12 protein-coding genes are annotated in these 13,421 nt (G+C 44.4%); 8 read left to right on the top strand and 4 right to left on the bottom strand.

Annotation, left to right across the window (positions count from 1 at the left end):
• The first annotated feature begins 44 nt into the window (after window positions 1-44).
• From AC5O63_RS02730 to AC5O63_RS02710, 5 genes are all read left to right on the top strand, one after another.
• Window positions 45-2,033 carry a sensor histidine kinase gene (locus AC5O63_RS02730; RefSeq protein WP_494503822.1) on the top strand — a complete coding sequence of 663 codons (1,989 nt, stop codon included), beginning with the start codon at window positions 45-47 and terminating at the stop codon, window positions 2,031-2,033.
• Window positions 2,034-2,132: 99 nt separating this feature from the next.
• Window positions 2,133-3,200 carry a threonine aldolase family protein gene (locus AC5O63_RS02725; RefSeq protein ID WP_494503821.1) on the top strand — a complete coding sequence of 356 codons (1,068 nt, stop codon included), beginning with the start codon at window positions 2,133-2,135 and terminating at the stop codon, window positions 3,198-3,200.
• Window positions 3,201-3,229: 29 nt separating this feature from the next.
• Window positions 3,230-3,571 (top strand): MerR family transcriptional regulator, encoded by a 342-nt coding sequence (locus tag AC5O63_RS02720; RefSeq protein ID WP_004744019.1) that lies wholly within the window; start codon window positions 3,230-3,232, stop codon window positions 3,569-3,571.
• Window positions 3,572-3,629: 58 nt separating this feature from the next.
• Window positions 3,630-4,499, top strand: coding sequence for a PhzF family phenazine biosynthesis protein (locus AC5O63_RS02715; protein WP_494503820.1), 870 nt, complete (start codon window positions 3,630-3,632; stop codon window positions 4,497-4,499).
• A gap of 207 nt (window positions 4,500-4,706) precedes the next feature.
• Window positions 4,707-4,967 carry a DUF5062 family protein gene (locus tag AC5O63_RS02710; RefSeq protein ID WP_004744021.1) on the top strand — a complete coding sequence of 87 codons (261 nt, stop codon included), beginning with the start codon at window positions 4,707-4,709 and terminating at the stop codon, window positions 4,965-4,967.
• Window positions 4,968-5,052: 85 nt separating this feature from the next.
• On the opposite strand, the gene AC5O63_RS02705 is transcribed toward AC5O63_RS02710, so the two are convergent.
• Window positions 5,053-5,481 carry a winged helix-turn-helix transcriptional regulator gene (locus tag AC5O63_RS02705; protein WP_494503819.1) on the bottom strand — a complete coding sequence of 143 codons (429 nt, stop codon included), beginning with the start codon at window positions 5,479-5,481 and terminating at the stop codon, window positions 5,053-5,055.
• A 99-nt stretch (window positions 5,482-5,580) separates the two neighbouring features.
• Between AC5O63_RS02705 and AC5O63_RS02700 the strand changes: the two genes are divergently transcribed.
• A complete protein-coding gene (locus AC5O63_RS02700) occupies window positions 5,581-6,231 on the top strand; it encodes a glutathione S-transferase family protein (RefSeq protein WP_494503818.1) in 651 nt (216 codons plus the stop codon).
• A gap of 78 nt (window positions 6,232-6,309) precedes the next feature.
• Here AC5O63_RS02700 and gcvP read toward each other — a convergent pair whose 3' ends face one another.
• The 3 genes from gcvP to AC5O63_RS02685 all read right to left on the bottom strand — a co-directional run bounded on the left by gcvP (window position 6,310) and on the right by AC5O63_RS02685 (window position 11,008).
• Window positions 6,310-9,174, bottom strand: coding sequence for an aminomethyl-transferring glycine dehydrogenase (gene gcvP / locus AC5O63_RS02695; RefSeq protein ID WP_494503817.1), 2,865 nt, complete (start codon window positions 9,172-9,174; stop codon window positions 6,310-6,312).
• Between the two features lie 121 nt (window positions 9,175-9,295).
• Window positions 9,296-9,676 carry a glycine cleavage system protein GcvH gene (gene gcvH, locus AC5O63_RS02690; RefSeq protein WP_004744041.1) on the bottom strand — a complete coding sequence of 127 codons (381 nt, stop codon included), beginning with the start codon at window positions 9,674-9,676 and terminating at the stop codon, window positions 9,296-9,298.
• 36 nt (window positions 9,677-9,712) lie between these two features.
• Window positions 9,713-11,008 (bottom strand): serine hydroxymethyltransferase, encoded by a 1,296-nt coding sequence (locus tag AC5O63_RS02685; protein WP_239824186.1) that lies wholly within the window; start codon window positions 11,006-11,008, stop codon window positions 9,713-9,715.
• A gap of 369 nt (window positions 11,009-11,377) precedes the next feature.
• Here AC5O63_RS02685 and AC5O63_RS02680 point away from each other — a divergent pair, with 369 nt between their 5' ends.
• Window positions 11,378-12,001, top strand: coding sequence for a helix-turn-helix domain-containing protein (locus AC5O63_RS02680; protein WP_239824188.1), 624 nt, complete (start codon window positions 11,378-11,380; stop codon window positions 11,999-12,001).
• A 259-nt stretch (window positions 12,002-12,260) separates the two neighbouring features.
• Window positions 12,261-13,379, top strand: coding sequence for a glycine cleavage system aminomethyltransferase GcvT (gene gcvT / locus AC5O63_RS02675; RefSeq protein ID WP_004744044.1), 1,119 nt, complete (start codon window positions 12,261-12,263; stop codon window positions 13,377-13,379).
• Window positions 13,380-13,421 lie beyond the last annotated feature (42 nt).

The following is a 13,421-nucleotide window of genomic DNA, read 5'->3' as shown; positions in this document are numbered from 1 at the left end:
TAAGAAAACTGTCGATTAGAAACAGATTGCTGTTCGGCTATTTGATGTTGTTCATAGTCGTGATCAATATTGCTAACCTCGCTAACTACTTGTTAATGAGAGAGGTGGTTAAGCAAGGCGTAGAGAAAGAGTTAACGTCTGCAACCGAGTCGATCACCAATAACATTGCCAATACAGTCGATATAACGATTCGCAGCTATTTACGTGGTATCTCAGAGCAAAACCTCCAATATGTTGAGTTGTGTTTTCAGCAGTATCAACGTGGTCAGATTACACAGCAAGAAGCAAAGCAAAAGGCAACAAACTTCTTATTAAGCCAATCGATCGGTGAAACAGGATACCCCTATGTCGTCGACTCTTCAGGAGTGATTAGGGTCCACCCCAAACAGCCGCTGTTGAATACTAGCCTAATTTCCTTTGATTTTATTAAGCAGCAAATTGAGCTGAAGAGGGGGTATCTAGAGTATCAGTGGAAAAACCCTGATGAACTGGTTGAGCGGCCAAAAGCTCTGTACATGGTTTACTTTGAACCTTGGGACTGGATCATCACATCTTCCTCATACAGAGAGGAGTTTGCCAGTTTGATCAATATCGATGATTTTAGTGACTCTATCTCTAAGCTAAACTTCGACGAAACGGGTTACTCTTACGTACTGAATCAATTGGGTGACCCTATTGTGCATCCATTCGTAACCGGCAACTTTTATAACGTTACAGATTCCAATGGCAAGCTTTTCGTACAAGAGATAATTCATCAGAAAAACGGCACGATTACTTACACGTGGAAAAATCCCCATGATGAAGGCTATCGAGAGAAGATAGCGGTTTTCAGATACCTACCGGAGTACGATTGGTACATAGTTTCTTCAACCTATGTGGAGGAACTCAATCAACCGCTGGTGGATCTAAAACTTGTACATGTAGCCGTGCTAGTGTTTGCAATCGCTTTAGTGATTCCATCGAACTTAATTCTTAGCCGCTCGATAGTGTTGCCGTTAAAAGGCATGATGAACTGGATTAGCCAAGCATCTATGAGTAACCATCCGACGTTGATGAAAGACAAATCGGGTTCGACAGATGAACTCGCTCAGCTAACGGTCTACTTTAATCAGTTCGTATCTGACTTAGAAAAAGCTAATCAAAAACTACATAAAGAAATAGATGTTCGTATTGCTGCCCAAAAGCAACTTGAAGATTTAAATGAAAACCTTGAACACAACGTAGCGCAACGCACACTTGAGCTCAAGCAGAGCTTGGAACAACTAAAACAGACTCAAGACCAATTGATAGAATCTGAGAAACTATCAGCACTAGGGGGACTTGTTGCGGGTATTGCTCATGAAGTTAATACTCCTCTTGGAATTGCAATTACTTCTGCCTCGTTGGTCGCTGATGCAAATAGTGAGCTCAATTCTGCTTTTCAAAATCAAACTCTAACGAGCGATCAATTTGAATCTAATATGCAGCACCAATTAGAGGCTTTAGCCTTATTAAAAGAAAACTTAAACCGTGCTTCTTCACTTGTTCAAAGCTTTAAACAAACAGCAGTGCACCAAACCTCTGAATCACTGAGTGAATTTGTCGTTAGAGATGTACTCGAGTCATTGATCGCTAGTCTCCATCCTGAAACTCGAAAAGTATCAGTAGAGCCAATGTTAAAAGGCGACTCTAATGTTTCAATGACAAGTCTATCTGGTGCGCTAACTCAAGTGTTTTCAAACCTGATTTTGAATAGTATCCATCATGCATTCGATCAACAGCCACAGCCTGAAATAGTGATCGAGTTTTTTGAACAAAGCCAAGATGTGGTATTTGTTTATCAAGACAATGGGTGCGGGGTTGAGCAAGATTTACACAAGAAGATCTTTGAACCTTTTTATACTACTCGACGTGCCAGCGGGGGAACTGGTATTGGGCTTAATATGGTTTTCAACTTAGTTACTCAAAAGCTGAAAGGCAAATTAGAGTTCTCTTCAGATAAGGGCATAAAGTTTGTGATAACTCTTCCTAAGCAAAGGGTGTCGGAGGACTAGTCCGCACTGCGGGAAGCAAGCTTACCTATTTTTTAGAGGTATTTACCCTTCGTTTTTAACAGGTTACATTGTTGAAACCTTAAATCGAAGGAATGAACCATGAGCGCTCATCTAAAACAGCTATGCGGTACCCATCTACCAGGAAATAAAGAGGATTCACCAGCAGAACACTTCAAAAAAATGGCTAAGTGGTGTGAAGACAATGACGTGAGTCATGATGTCTATGGTGAGGGTGAAACCATCCAAGCTTTCGAGCAGAAGGTTGCTGACTTGTTAGGGTATGAAGCTGGGCTTTTTGTAGTCACAGGCACAATGACTCAGCCAACAGTATTGGAATTGGTGGCAAAGCAAAAGCGAAACCCAAATGTAGGCATGCATCCATCTAGCCATATTTATGTACATGAAAGACAAGGCTACCAACTTCAAAATCGATTCAATATATTGCCCATAGGCAATCAGTTCCAAACATGGAAGCTCGAAGATCTAAAAGCGTGGCCCGACGAATTGGCTGCGGTTTTGTATGAACTGCCTATGCGTGAAATTGGTGGTCAGCTACCTTCATGGCAAGAACTTGAAGAGATAAAAAGCTATTGTGCGGACAATAGCATTCATTTCCACATGGATGGCGCGCGATTATGGGAAGCGGCTGCTTACTATCAGAAAGAGTACAGAGAAATCGCGCAAGGTTTTGATACAACCTATGTATCCCTTTACAAGGGGGTTAATGGACTTGGTGGTTCTATGCTACTTGGCTCAAAAGAGTTTATTGATTTAGCATCAATCTGGATGAAGCGCCAAGGTGGCAATCTCTATCATCGCACCCCTTACGTGGTTTCAGCAGCGATGCAATTTGATGAAAAGCTAGCCAAGCTGCCCAAACTGTTTGAGCGTACTAAGCAGATATACAAGATTATCGATGAGTTTCCAGCTCTAGCAGTGAATCCTATTCAACCACAATCTAACATGCTTCATCTCATCCTTCCGTTTAGTTGCCATGAAGCCAAAGAACTCCAGCAGGCTTTTGCGACGGAAAAGGGCATATGGTTTGGTAATCCACAAGTGACAGCCAACCCAAATCAGTCAGTTGTGGAATGGTATGTGGGCGACAACCTGCTAGAAATCGAAGATGAAACGTTAAGAGGTTTCTTTAAGGAACTCATTAACTGAGGGTAATAGTGGTTATAGGTGCCTATGAAATGAAAATTGGAATTGTCAGCGATCAAACAGGAATGAGCATTCACACTATTCGTTATTATGAGAAACAGGGGTTAGTTAAAAAGCCTGTTAAGGATGCTAGCGGTCATCGCTCTTATACCTCAAAAGATGTGGATGTCCTCAATTGGATCTCTTGTATGAAAAACTCTGGTATGTCGCTAAACACCATCAAAAGATATACAGAAGCTTTTTATCAAGGCAATGATTTAGAATGTATCGCATTTCTAGAAGAACACCTTAACCACCTTTATAAACAGCAACAGGATATCGAGCACTATATTGAGGTTACAGAAAACAAAATAAATCGCTTCAAAAACGCTTGACCTAGAGTATGGTCTAGATTGCTAACCTCATTGAACTAACCCAGTGAGGAGAAGCAAAATGGAAGTGAAAGTAGCAATTGTAGATGCGTTTGTTGATGGTGAAAATGGTGGCAACCCAGCGGGTGTTGTTTTAGAAGCAGATGCTTTAAGCGCAGAACAGAAACTAATGATTGCCAAGCAAGTGGGCTTGTCTGAGACTGCGTTTGTTTCAGAGTCGACTTCTGGCGCAGATTTTAAACTCGACTTTTTTACCCCAGATAGGCAAATAGCTCATTGTGGCCATGCCACTATTGCGACTTTTAGTTACCTTTCCCAGCAGGGGCTAATTCCCAATCCAAATACGTCTAAACAAACGATTGATGGAAATCGGCACATCCGAATGGAAGGCGAGTTAGCCTATATGGAGCAGTTAAAACCTCAATATCTCCGCTTTGAAGCCGATGCGGACAACGTTTTAGATGCGTTAGGTCTCACGCAAGACAACATTTTAGCAACACCGATTATCGCGAGTACCGGAAATGCCTTTGCGCTAGTCGGTGTTAAAGATATTGATACCCTAGAAGCCCTTGTGCCAAAGATGGACGTCATTGATGAGCTGTCAGAAAAATATGACTTGATAGGCTTCTATGTATTTACACTGGAAACCAATAAAGCGGAGAGGGATGCGTCAGCACGAATGTTCGCACCTCGCTACGGGATTACAGAGGAGTCAGCGACAGGAATGGCTGCTGGACCGCTTGGGTGTTATTTATATGACTACTTGGGAGTCAAAAAGAACGAGATACATATTGAACAGGGGTATGCGATGACAACACCGTCGCCAAGCTGCATTAAAGTGTTGCTAGCATTTCAAGATAATAGGATTACTTCTTTGCTTGCGGGTGGAATTGGCGTGGTTTCTAGTTCTAAATCTATCGTTTTAGAATAGTGTTAATTCGGAGCTTATTGTCCCGTGCTCTAATCCTGAATAATCAGCCAGCTCATTTATTCACCTATTTGTCAAAAAAAAAAGACCTTGGAGTAGGCAATGGGCTGGCAAAATCAATCTATGTCGTTGTTATTCTGAGAGGTTGCTAACACGCCTACTTACGAGCTTGATGTATTCTGGATGGAGTCAGGAAAGAGGAATTTATTAATGTCAAAAAGCTCCAAGCTTCACAATGAAGATAAACTGGTAAAAAAGGCACTAGAAATTGGTGAGAAAATGGCAAAGATGCAAGGCTTTGATTTGCCCAAATCGCCACAGCCTGTCAGGGTGAAAGCGGTTTATCTATTTTTGGTTGATGCCAAACAAATTACTCCGTTGCCTGACAGTAAACTTGATGGTGCCAACATCAAACATAGACTCGCGCTTTGGATTCATAGCGCGTTGCCAGATAACGACCCTCTAAAATAAACGTGCTTAAATGGCCTACCTAAGATTTAGGCTGGAGCCTGAGTAGCGCCGCTAACGAAATATTATCTTGAGGGGCAGTGAGCCCCTACTTACTTTTGTCGTCTATGGCTAAGCCCTGTCGTAACTCTTGGTGTAACGACTCGGGGTCTTTACGCAGTTTGCGAATGAAATCAGAGGGAACTTCGGTTTTCGTATCGTATTTTTCGGACCAATCGATCATCGCTAGCATCATAGGTAGCAAATCTATTCCTTTGTCGGTCAATGTGTAGACAAACTTAGAACGCTTGACAGTATCACGTGTTTTACTGATCAGTCCGTTTGATTCTAAATCCGCAAGTCGACTCGCCAAGATGTTAGTGGAGATGCCTTCACCTGCCTCTAAAAACTCTTGATAGTAATGCCGACCTTTAAACATCAAGTCTCTAAGAATCAGAAAGCTCCACTTATCTCCGAATTGGCTCATGCCAAAACGCACTGGACAGCCGGACCATTCTTTAGTTTTTTTATCTACCATTCATTAATCGTACTCGTTTTAAATTTAACTTGCAAAATGAAAGTTAATTTTCTAGGGTTATTTAACTTGCAAAAAACAAGTTAAATTCAAGGAGGACACATGAAGCTATACGCAATTGTAGGATCGCCCAACTCTCGTAAAGTGTTGGCGGTGATCAATCATCTAGGACTAGATATTGAAATAGAGTATCTAGATTTGTTTTCTGGGGAGCACAAACAGCCGCAATACCTGAGCCTAAACCCGAATGCCATGGTACCGACGTTAATTAATGGCGATATTTCACTGTGGGAATCTAACGCCATTATTCAGCATTTAGCTGAGACTTCAGGTACAAATGACCTATATCCAAACGACCAAACAGTAAGAGCTGATATCAATCGCTGGTTATGTTGGGAGCTCGCCCATTTCAATCAAGCCTTTGGAACTTTAGCGTTAGAAGCCGTTGCCAAATCCAAATTTATGGGTACAAAAGGCGATGATGCTGTTATTCATTGGGCCAGCCAGAACCTAGTCCGATTTGCAGAAGTATTAGAGCAGCACCTACAAGGGCGCCAGTTCATGGTTGGTGATGCAATAACATTGGCGGATTACGCAATGGTGCATGTCGAGTTTTTTAAAGAAAGCATCCCTTTTGATTGGGAACCCTACCCCAACGTCAACGCGTATTTTGAGCGCATGCGTAAGGCCCCTCATTGGGCTGCTACAGCGCCAAGCAAAACTGAAGAGATTGGTAAGTCGACGAAAAGGTAATCCCTTACTCGAAGAGCGTTAAGGCATGAAATAAAAAGGCGAACCATTGGGTTCGCCTTTGGCTTACTGTAAGGAAACTTAGTCTTCGTAGCTGTCGATGCTTGGGCAAGAACAGATTAGGTTACGGTCACCGTATACGTTGTCTACGCGGTTTACTGTTGGCCAGTACTTCCAAGACTTGGTAGCAGGTGATGGGAAGCAGCCTAGTTCGCGAGAGTATGGGCGATCCCATTCATCTTTCGCTAGGTCTACTTGCGTGTGAGGTGCGTTGACTAGAGGGTTGTTCTCTAGTGGCCACTCACCGTTTTTCACCTTCGCCATTTCTTCGCGGATTGCGATCATCGCTTCGCAGAAACGATCGATCTCTTCTAAATCTTCAGATTCCGTTGGCTCAACCATCAGTGTGCCCGCAACTGGGAACGACATGGTTGGTGCGTGGAAACCGTAGTCCATTAGACGCTTGGCTATATCTTCTTCGCTGATACCTGTTTCTTCTTTCAGTGGACGAATATCGATAATACACTCGTGAGCCACACGGCCGTTTGTACCACGGTAAAGAACAGGGTAGTGAGGGCGTAGACGCTCCATCATGTAGTTGGCGTTAAGGATAGCGACCTTAGTTGCTTCTGTTAGACCCGCTTCACCCATCATCGCGATGTAAGCCCACGAGATTGGCAGGATAGAGGCACTACCTAGATCTGCTGCTGATACCGCAAAATCTTCACCTTCGACACCGTTTTCGATGTGACCCGGTAGGAAAGGTGCTAGGTGCGATTTAACGCCGATAGGACCCATACCCGGACCGCCACCACCGTGTGGAATACAGAAGGTTTTGTGCAGGTTAAGGTGAGAAACGTCAGAACCAATCAGGCCAGGAGAAGTTAGACCAACCTGAGCATTCATGTTTGCGCCGTCTAGGTAAACCTGACCGCCAGCCGCATGAACCATTTCACACACTTCTTTCACTTGCTCTTCGTATACGCCGTGCGTAGAAGGGTAAGTGATCATGATGCTTGATAGATTGTCAGCATGCTTTTCAATCTTCGCTGCTAGGTCTGACATGTCGATGTTACCGTCGTCGTCACACTTAACAACAACGACTTTCATTGACACCATTGATGCAGTCGCTGGGTTAGTACCGTGCGCTGAGCTTGGGATCAGACAGACGTTACGGTGACCTTCGCCACGGCTATCGTGGTAACGTTGAATCGCGATAAGACCTGCGTACTCACCAGATGCACCAGAGTTAGGTTGTAGTGAGAAATCATCGTATCCCGTGATTTCACACAGCTTCTCTTTAAGATCTTTCGCTAGCGCTGAGTAACCTGCCGCTTGCTCGATTGGCGCGAATGGGTGGATAGAACCAAATTCAGGCCAAGTTACCGGGATCATTTCAGCGGCAGCGTTGAGTTTCATTGTACAGCTGCCCAGTGGGATCATACCGTGAGTCAGCGAGAAGTCTTTGTTCTCAAGCTGTTTCAGGTAACGCATCATCTGCGTTTCACTGTGGTGAGTATTGAATACTGGGTGAGTGAGGTACTCAGACGTACGGCGAAGTGCTTCTGGGATCGCTGCAAATTCGTTGCCTGCGATCTCTGAAGATAGAGCGCTAACTTCTTCTTTCACGCCAAAGACAGCGAATAGTGCTTCAATATCATCCGTTGTCGTTGTTTCGTCTAAGCTCACACCTAGCTTGCCTTGAAGTAGGCGAAGGTTGATATCAGCCGCTTGCGCTTTTGCGTATAGCGCTTCAGTCTTATCAGTAGTATTGATAGTGATGGTATCGAAGAAGCTATTGTGAGCGAGCTCGAAACCAGACTTAGTCAGGCCAGCCGCTAGAATCGCAGTCATATGATGTGTGCGACGTGCAATCGTACGTAATCCTTCTGCGCCGTGGTAAACCGCGTAGAATGACGCCATGTTGGCCAATAGTGCCTGAGCAGTACAGATGTTAGACGTCGCTTTCTCGCGGCGGATGTGCTGTTCACGAGTCTGCATTGCCATACGCAGTGCTTGGTTACCGTTGGTATCGATAGAGACACCGATAACACGACCAGGCATAGTACGCTTGTGTTTATCACGTGTTGCCATGAATGCAGCGTGTGGACCGCCGTAACCCATAGGAACGCCAAAGCGCTGAGCTGAGCCGATAACTACGTCCGCACCCATTTCACCAGCAGGTTTCAGTAGCGCAGATGCAAGAAGATCAGTTGCTACAGTAACCAGTGTTTTGTTTGCTTGCGCTTTTGCAATGATATCCGTTAGGTCGCGAACTTCACCGGTTGTACCTGGGTACTGAACAAGTGCACCAAACACGTCTTGCTCTGGAAGAGATTCTAGTGAGCCTACTTGAACATCAAAGCCGATGTATTTAGCACGAGTTTTTACAACTTCCAGCGTTTGAGGGTGAACATCGTCTGCTACAAAGAAGACGTTACTCTTGCTCTTACCAGCACGCTTACATAGCGTCATCGCCTCGCCAGCCGCTGTTGCTTCGTCAAGAAGTGATGCGTTAGCAATGTCCATTGCTGTTAGGTCCATCACCATCTGTTGGAAGTTAAGTAGCGCTTCTAGGCGACCTTGAGAAATTTCTGGTTGGTAAGGCGTGTATGCTGTGTACCAACCTGGGTTTTCAAGTACGTTACGTAAGATAACGTTTGGCGTGAAGGTGTTGTAGTAACCTTGACCGATGAAAGTACGCTTAATTTGGTTTTGGTCGGCAAACTCACGCATCGCAACCAACATGTCTGCTTCGCTTTTTGCTTCCGCAAGAGTCATTGGTTTTTCTAGGCGAATTTGCGCTGGAACGGTTTCTTCAATCAACGCATCTAGGTTTGCTACGTTGATTGCTTCCAACATTTTCTGTTGGTCTGATTTGTTTGGGCCGTTGTGGCGAGCAACGAACTCGTTTTGTGTGCTGAGGCTTTGAAGTAATTCAGTCATTGTCCTTTACCTACTCCGTAGTCCGGGTAATGGATATCATTACTGATATATCTAATTATACGTCCGAACTTAGAAAAAAAGCTGCCACCCGAGTCGGGGGCAGCTTTCTGCATCTTCCTAATTACTCGTCTTCGATTGAGTTTAGGTACTCTTCTGCGTCTTTAAGGTTGTCTAGTTCAGATGCATCAGACATCTTTACTTTAACAATCCAGCCGCCTTCAAAAGGTTCTTCGTTAATAAGCTCTGGGCTATCTTCTAGTTCTTCGTTGATCTCTACGATTTCACCAGTGATTGGCGCGTAGATGTCTGAAGCTGCTTTTACAGACTCAACCAGAGAGAAGCTATCGCCTGCTTCGATTTCATCTTCTACTTCAGGTAGGTCAACGAATACTACGTCACCTAGCATTTCTTGAGCGTGCTCTGAAATACCGATAGTTACTGTGCCGTCACCGTTGTCACGTACCCACTCGTGGCTATCTGCAAACTTCAGTGTTTTGTCCATTGCTTAATCTCCAAAAAATAACTTTGATTAATTTGTTTATTGGTAAAGTGGGAAGCGAGCACACAGTGTTTTCACTTCTTTGCGAACGCGTTGTTCTACTTCTGCGTTACCTTCAGGGTTATCAACTAGCCCATCTAGTACGTCGCCAATCCAATTACCGATGAGTTTGAATTCTTCAGCGCCAAAGCCGCGGCTTGTACCCGCAGGCGTACCCAAACGGATGCCCGATGTAATCATAGGCTTCTCTGAATCGAATGGGATGCCATTTTTGTTACATGTGATCCCTGCACGCTCTAATGCTTCTTCAGCTTTGTTACCTTTCAAGCCCTTAGGGCGAAGGTCAACCAACATTAGGTGCGTATCTGTTCCGCCAGTCACAATGTCACAACCGCGAGTTTGCAACACTTCAGCAAGAACTTTTGCGTTATTGATCACTGAATCGATATAAGTTGAAAATTCAGGGCCTAACGCCTCGCCGAATGCAACCGCTTTTGCTGCGATAACGTGCATTAGAGGGCCGCCTTGAAGGCCTGGGAACACTGCTGAGTTGATTTTCTTGATGATGTCTTCGTGGTTAGTCAGAATCATACCGCCACGAGGCCCGCGCAGTGTTTTATGCGTTGTTGTCGTAACAACATGCGCATGTGGAATTGGGCTAGGGTGTGCACCTGTCGCGATTAGGCCAGCAATGTGCGCCATATCAACCATTAGGATGGCATCAACTTCATCCGCGATTTCACGGAACTTAGCGAAATCGATAGTGCGAGGAATGGCACTACCACCTGCGATGATCATCTTTGGTTTATGCTCAACAGCAAGCGCGCGAACATCTTCGTAGTTGATTTCTAGAGTTTCACGGTCAACGCCGTATTGAACGGCATTAAACCATTTACCTGATAGAGCAGGGCGCGCACCGTGAGTAAGGTGACCACCTGCATCAAGAGACATACCTAAAATGGTATCACCAGGTTGAAGTAGAGCCAGTTTCACAGCGCCGTTTGCTTGCGCGCCTGAGTGTGGCTGGACGTTTACGTATTCACATTTAAACAGTTGCTTAGCGCGTTCGATTGCAATCGCTTCTACTGTATCGACGTGTTCACAACCACCGTAATAGCGACGGCCAGGGTAGCCTTCTGCGTACTTATTGGTTAGGCAAGTGCCTTGAGCTTGCATTACCGCTTTAGAAACAATGTTTTCAGAAGCGATAAGTTCAATTTGTTCGTTTTGACGGGTGAATTCCGCTTGGATTCCAGCGAAGACTGCGTCGTCAGTAGCAGCAAGGTTAGTAGAGAAAAAGTTCTCTAGGCTGTGATTTTGAAACGGTTTGTTCATGGTAGATGACCTTCCATTCATGCCAACGAGATTCTTATGTCGTTCATTATTCTCGTTAGTTCTACTTCTATTACTACTCTTAACAAGGTAAGAGCAGGGTGAATTTCCAACCCCAAACGGTGGGGAAAACCGAAACTGAGCGTTAAAACAGTTAAGCACTGAGTTCGGAAATAACATCTCTACAACTAACAAGTTGGTAACATAGCGGTTGTAGCAAGAACAATCAACCAAAAATTTCCTATTGGAAACAAGGTTTCTAATTTTGTTAACGAGAGCACGGTTTATTTCTTGTTCGGTGCTTTCTTCCACTATCTGCTTCGTGCACAATGAAAATGAAACAGGAAGTCGCAGTAATAAGTAGAGGGAAGCATGCCCGAAGATATCTATGATGAGTATCCATCTTTGACTCTTGCGAAAGAGTCAGTGGACGAGAATATTGAGCCATTAAAGCTCGGCCAGAGAATTAAAGACATTCGAGGCAAGCTTGGGTTAACGTTAGAAGAGGCCAGTCAGCGCACCGGATTAGCGCGTTCTACGTTAAGCAAAATAGAGAACGAGCAGATTTCGCCGACCTTCCAAGCAATGCAAAAATTAGCGTTGGGCTTACAGATTGATATGCCACAACTCTTTGAGCCGCCTAGAAAAAAGGTCGCGACAGGTCGTCGAGATATCACCAAGGCGAATCAAGGCAAACCCCATCCGACCCCGACTTACGAGCATGAACTTTTGGCGACACAACTATCTAATAAAAAGATGATGCCCTTTAAGAGCCAGGTTCACGCGCGCAACTTTGAAGAGTATGGAGATTGGGTCAGACATGACGGAGAAGAGTTCCTTCTTATCTTATCTGGTTCAGTGATGTTTTACTCTGAATTCTACGAACCCGTAGAGATGAATGAAGGCGATAGTGTTTATTATGATGCAAATATGGGTCATATGTTGATATCGACCAGTGAACAAGATGCACACATTCTTTGGGTCACTGCGAAATAATGTAGATTTAATGTGAATTTCTTATAGTGAATGCAACCGTTTGCCTTCATTTTGTTAGAGTATTATTTAGCGCCATTTTGGATGGTTTATATCCGAAATGGCGTTTTTGTTTTTTTCTTTTTGTTGTGAATATGATGTTAAATGTCACATTTTGAATGTTCATCGTTAGGTTAAGAGTGCAAAAAATCTTCACTCATGTTTATTATTGGAAACAAGGTTTCCTCGAACGGAAAACGAACCTGATTAAATGGAGACAACAATGACTCAAGAACTACTTAAAACCCCTCTACACGCACTGCACGTTGAAGCTGGTGCGAAGATGGTTCCTTTCGCTGGCTACGATATGCCTGTTCAATACAAGCTTGGTGTTAAGAAAGAGCATTTACATACGCGTGATGCAGCGGGTCTGTTCGATGTTTCGCACATGGGGCAACTGCGCTTACACGGTGAGGGCGCAGCAGCATTCCTTGAGTCATTAGTTCCTGTCGACATTGTTGATTTACCACAAGGCAACCAGCGCTATGCTTTCTTTACCAATGAGCAAGGCGGCATCATGGATGACTTAATGGTGGCTAATCTAGGCGATCATCTATTTGTTGTTGTCAATGCAGCATGTAAAGAGCAAGACATCAATCATCTAGAAGCGCATTTACCGTCAGGTGTTGAACTAGAAATTATTGATGACCGCGCATTGTTAGCACTACAAGGCCCAAAAGCGGTAGATGTACTCAAGCGTTTCAATGCTGAAGTTGCTGACATGCTGTTTATGGATGTGAAGAAGCTAGAGATCTTAGGTGTAGAGTGCATCGTTAGCCGCAGTGGCTACACAGGCGAAGATGGCTATGAAATCTCAGTACCAAATTCACATGCGCAAGAGTTGGCGCAAAAGCTAACTGGCGAAGAAGAAGTCGAATGGATTGGCTTAGGTGCACGTGATTCGCTTCGTCTTGAATGCGGTCTATGTCTATATGGTCACGATCTTGACACAACGACTACTCCTGTTGAAGCAAGCCTTCTGTGGGGAATTCAGAAGATCCGCCGTGCAGGTGGTGAGCGAGAAGGTGGCTTCCCAGGTGCGGATATCATCCTTAAGCAGATTGAAACTAAAGACGTTTCACGCAAGCGTGTTGGCTTAGTCGGCCAGACGAAAGCGCCAGTGCGTGAAGGTGCAGAGCTGTTTGATGCAGAAGACAATAAAGTCGGCGTAGTCACCAGTGGTACAGCAGGCCCTAATGCAGGTAAACCAGTATCAATGGCGTATGTACGTGCTGACCTTGCCGCGATTGGTACAGAACTGTTTGCCGATGTTCGTGGCAAGAAACTACCTATGACGATCGAAAAAATGCCATTTGTGCCACAGCGTTATTACCGTGGCTAAAAATTGTATGACATGATACGTATGCTGTGCTAAAACCTCTCT

The sequence above is a fragment of the Vibrio sp. SCP2 genome, assembly GCF_059295395.1.
The sequence above is the reverse complement of the archived record's forward strand: the minus strand, read 5'-3'. Positions and strand labels throughout refer to the sequence as shown.

What these genes read in the sequence shown, in the direction of transcription:
- AC5O63_RS02725 (WP_494503821.1), top strand. Translation starts at nt 2,133, where the DNA reads ATGAGCGCTCATCTAAAACAGCTATGCGGTACCCATCTACCAGGAAAT.
- AC5O63_RS02710 (WP_004744021.1), top strand. Translation starts at nt 4,707, where the DNA reads ATGTCAAAAAGCTCCAAGCTTCACAATGAAGATAAACTGGTAAAAAAG.
- AC5O63_RS02685 (WP_239824186.1), bottom strand. Translation starts at nt 11,008, where the DNA reads ATGAACAAACCGTTTCAAAATCACAGCCTAGAGAACTTTTTCTCTACT.
- AC5O63_RS02715 (WP_494503820.1), top strand. Translation starts at nt 3,630, where the DNA reads ATGGAAGTGAAAGTAGCAATTGTAGATGCGTTTGTTGATGGTGAAAAT.
- AC5O63_RS02700 (WP_494503818.1), top strand. Translation starts at nt 5,581, where the DNA reads ATGAAGCTATACGCAATTGTAGGATCGCCCAACTCTCGTAAAGTGTTG.
- gcvP (WP_494503817.1), bottom strand. Translation starts at nt 9,174, where the DNA reads ATGACTGAATTACTTCAAAGCCTCAGCACACAAAACGAGTTCGTTGCT.
- AC5O63_RS02680 (WP_239824188.1), top strand. Translation starts at nt 11,378, where the DNA reads ATGCCCGAAGATATCTATGATGAGTATCCATCTTTGACTCTTGCGAAA.
- AC5O63_RS02705 (WP_494503819.1), bottom strand. Translation starts at nt 5,481, where the DNA reads ATGGTAGATAAAAAAACTAAAGAATGGTCCGGCTGTCCAGTGCGTTTT.
- gcvT (WP_004744044.1), top strand. Translation starts at nt 12,261, where the DNA reads ATGACTCAAGAACTACTTAAAACCCCTCTACACGCACTGCACGTTGAA.
- AC5O63_RS02730 (WP_494503822.1), top strand. Translation starts at nt 45, where the DNA reads ATGTTGTTCATAGTCGTGATCAATATTGCTAACCTCGCTAACTACTTG.
- AC5O63_RS02720 (WP_004744019.1), top strand. Translation starts at nt 3,230, where the DNA reads ATGAAAATTGGAATTGTCAGCGATCAAACAGGAATGAGCATTCACACT.
- gcvH (WP_004744041.1), bottom strand. Translation starts at nt 9,676, where the DNA reads ATGGACAAAACACTGAAGTTTGCAGATAGCCACGAGTGGGTACGTGAC.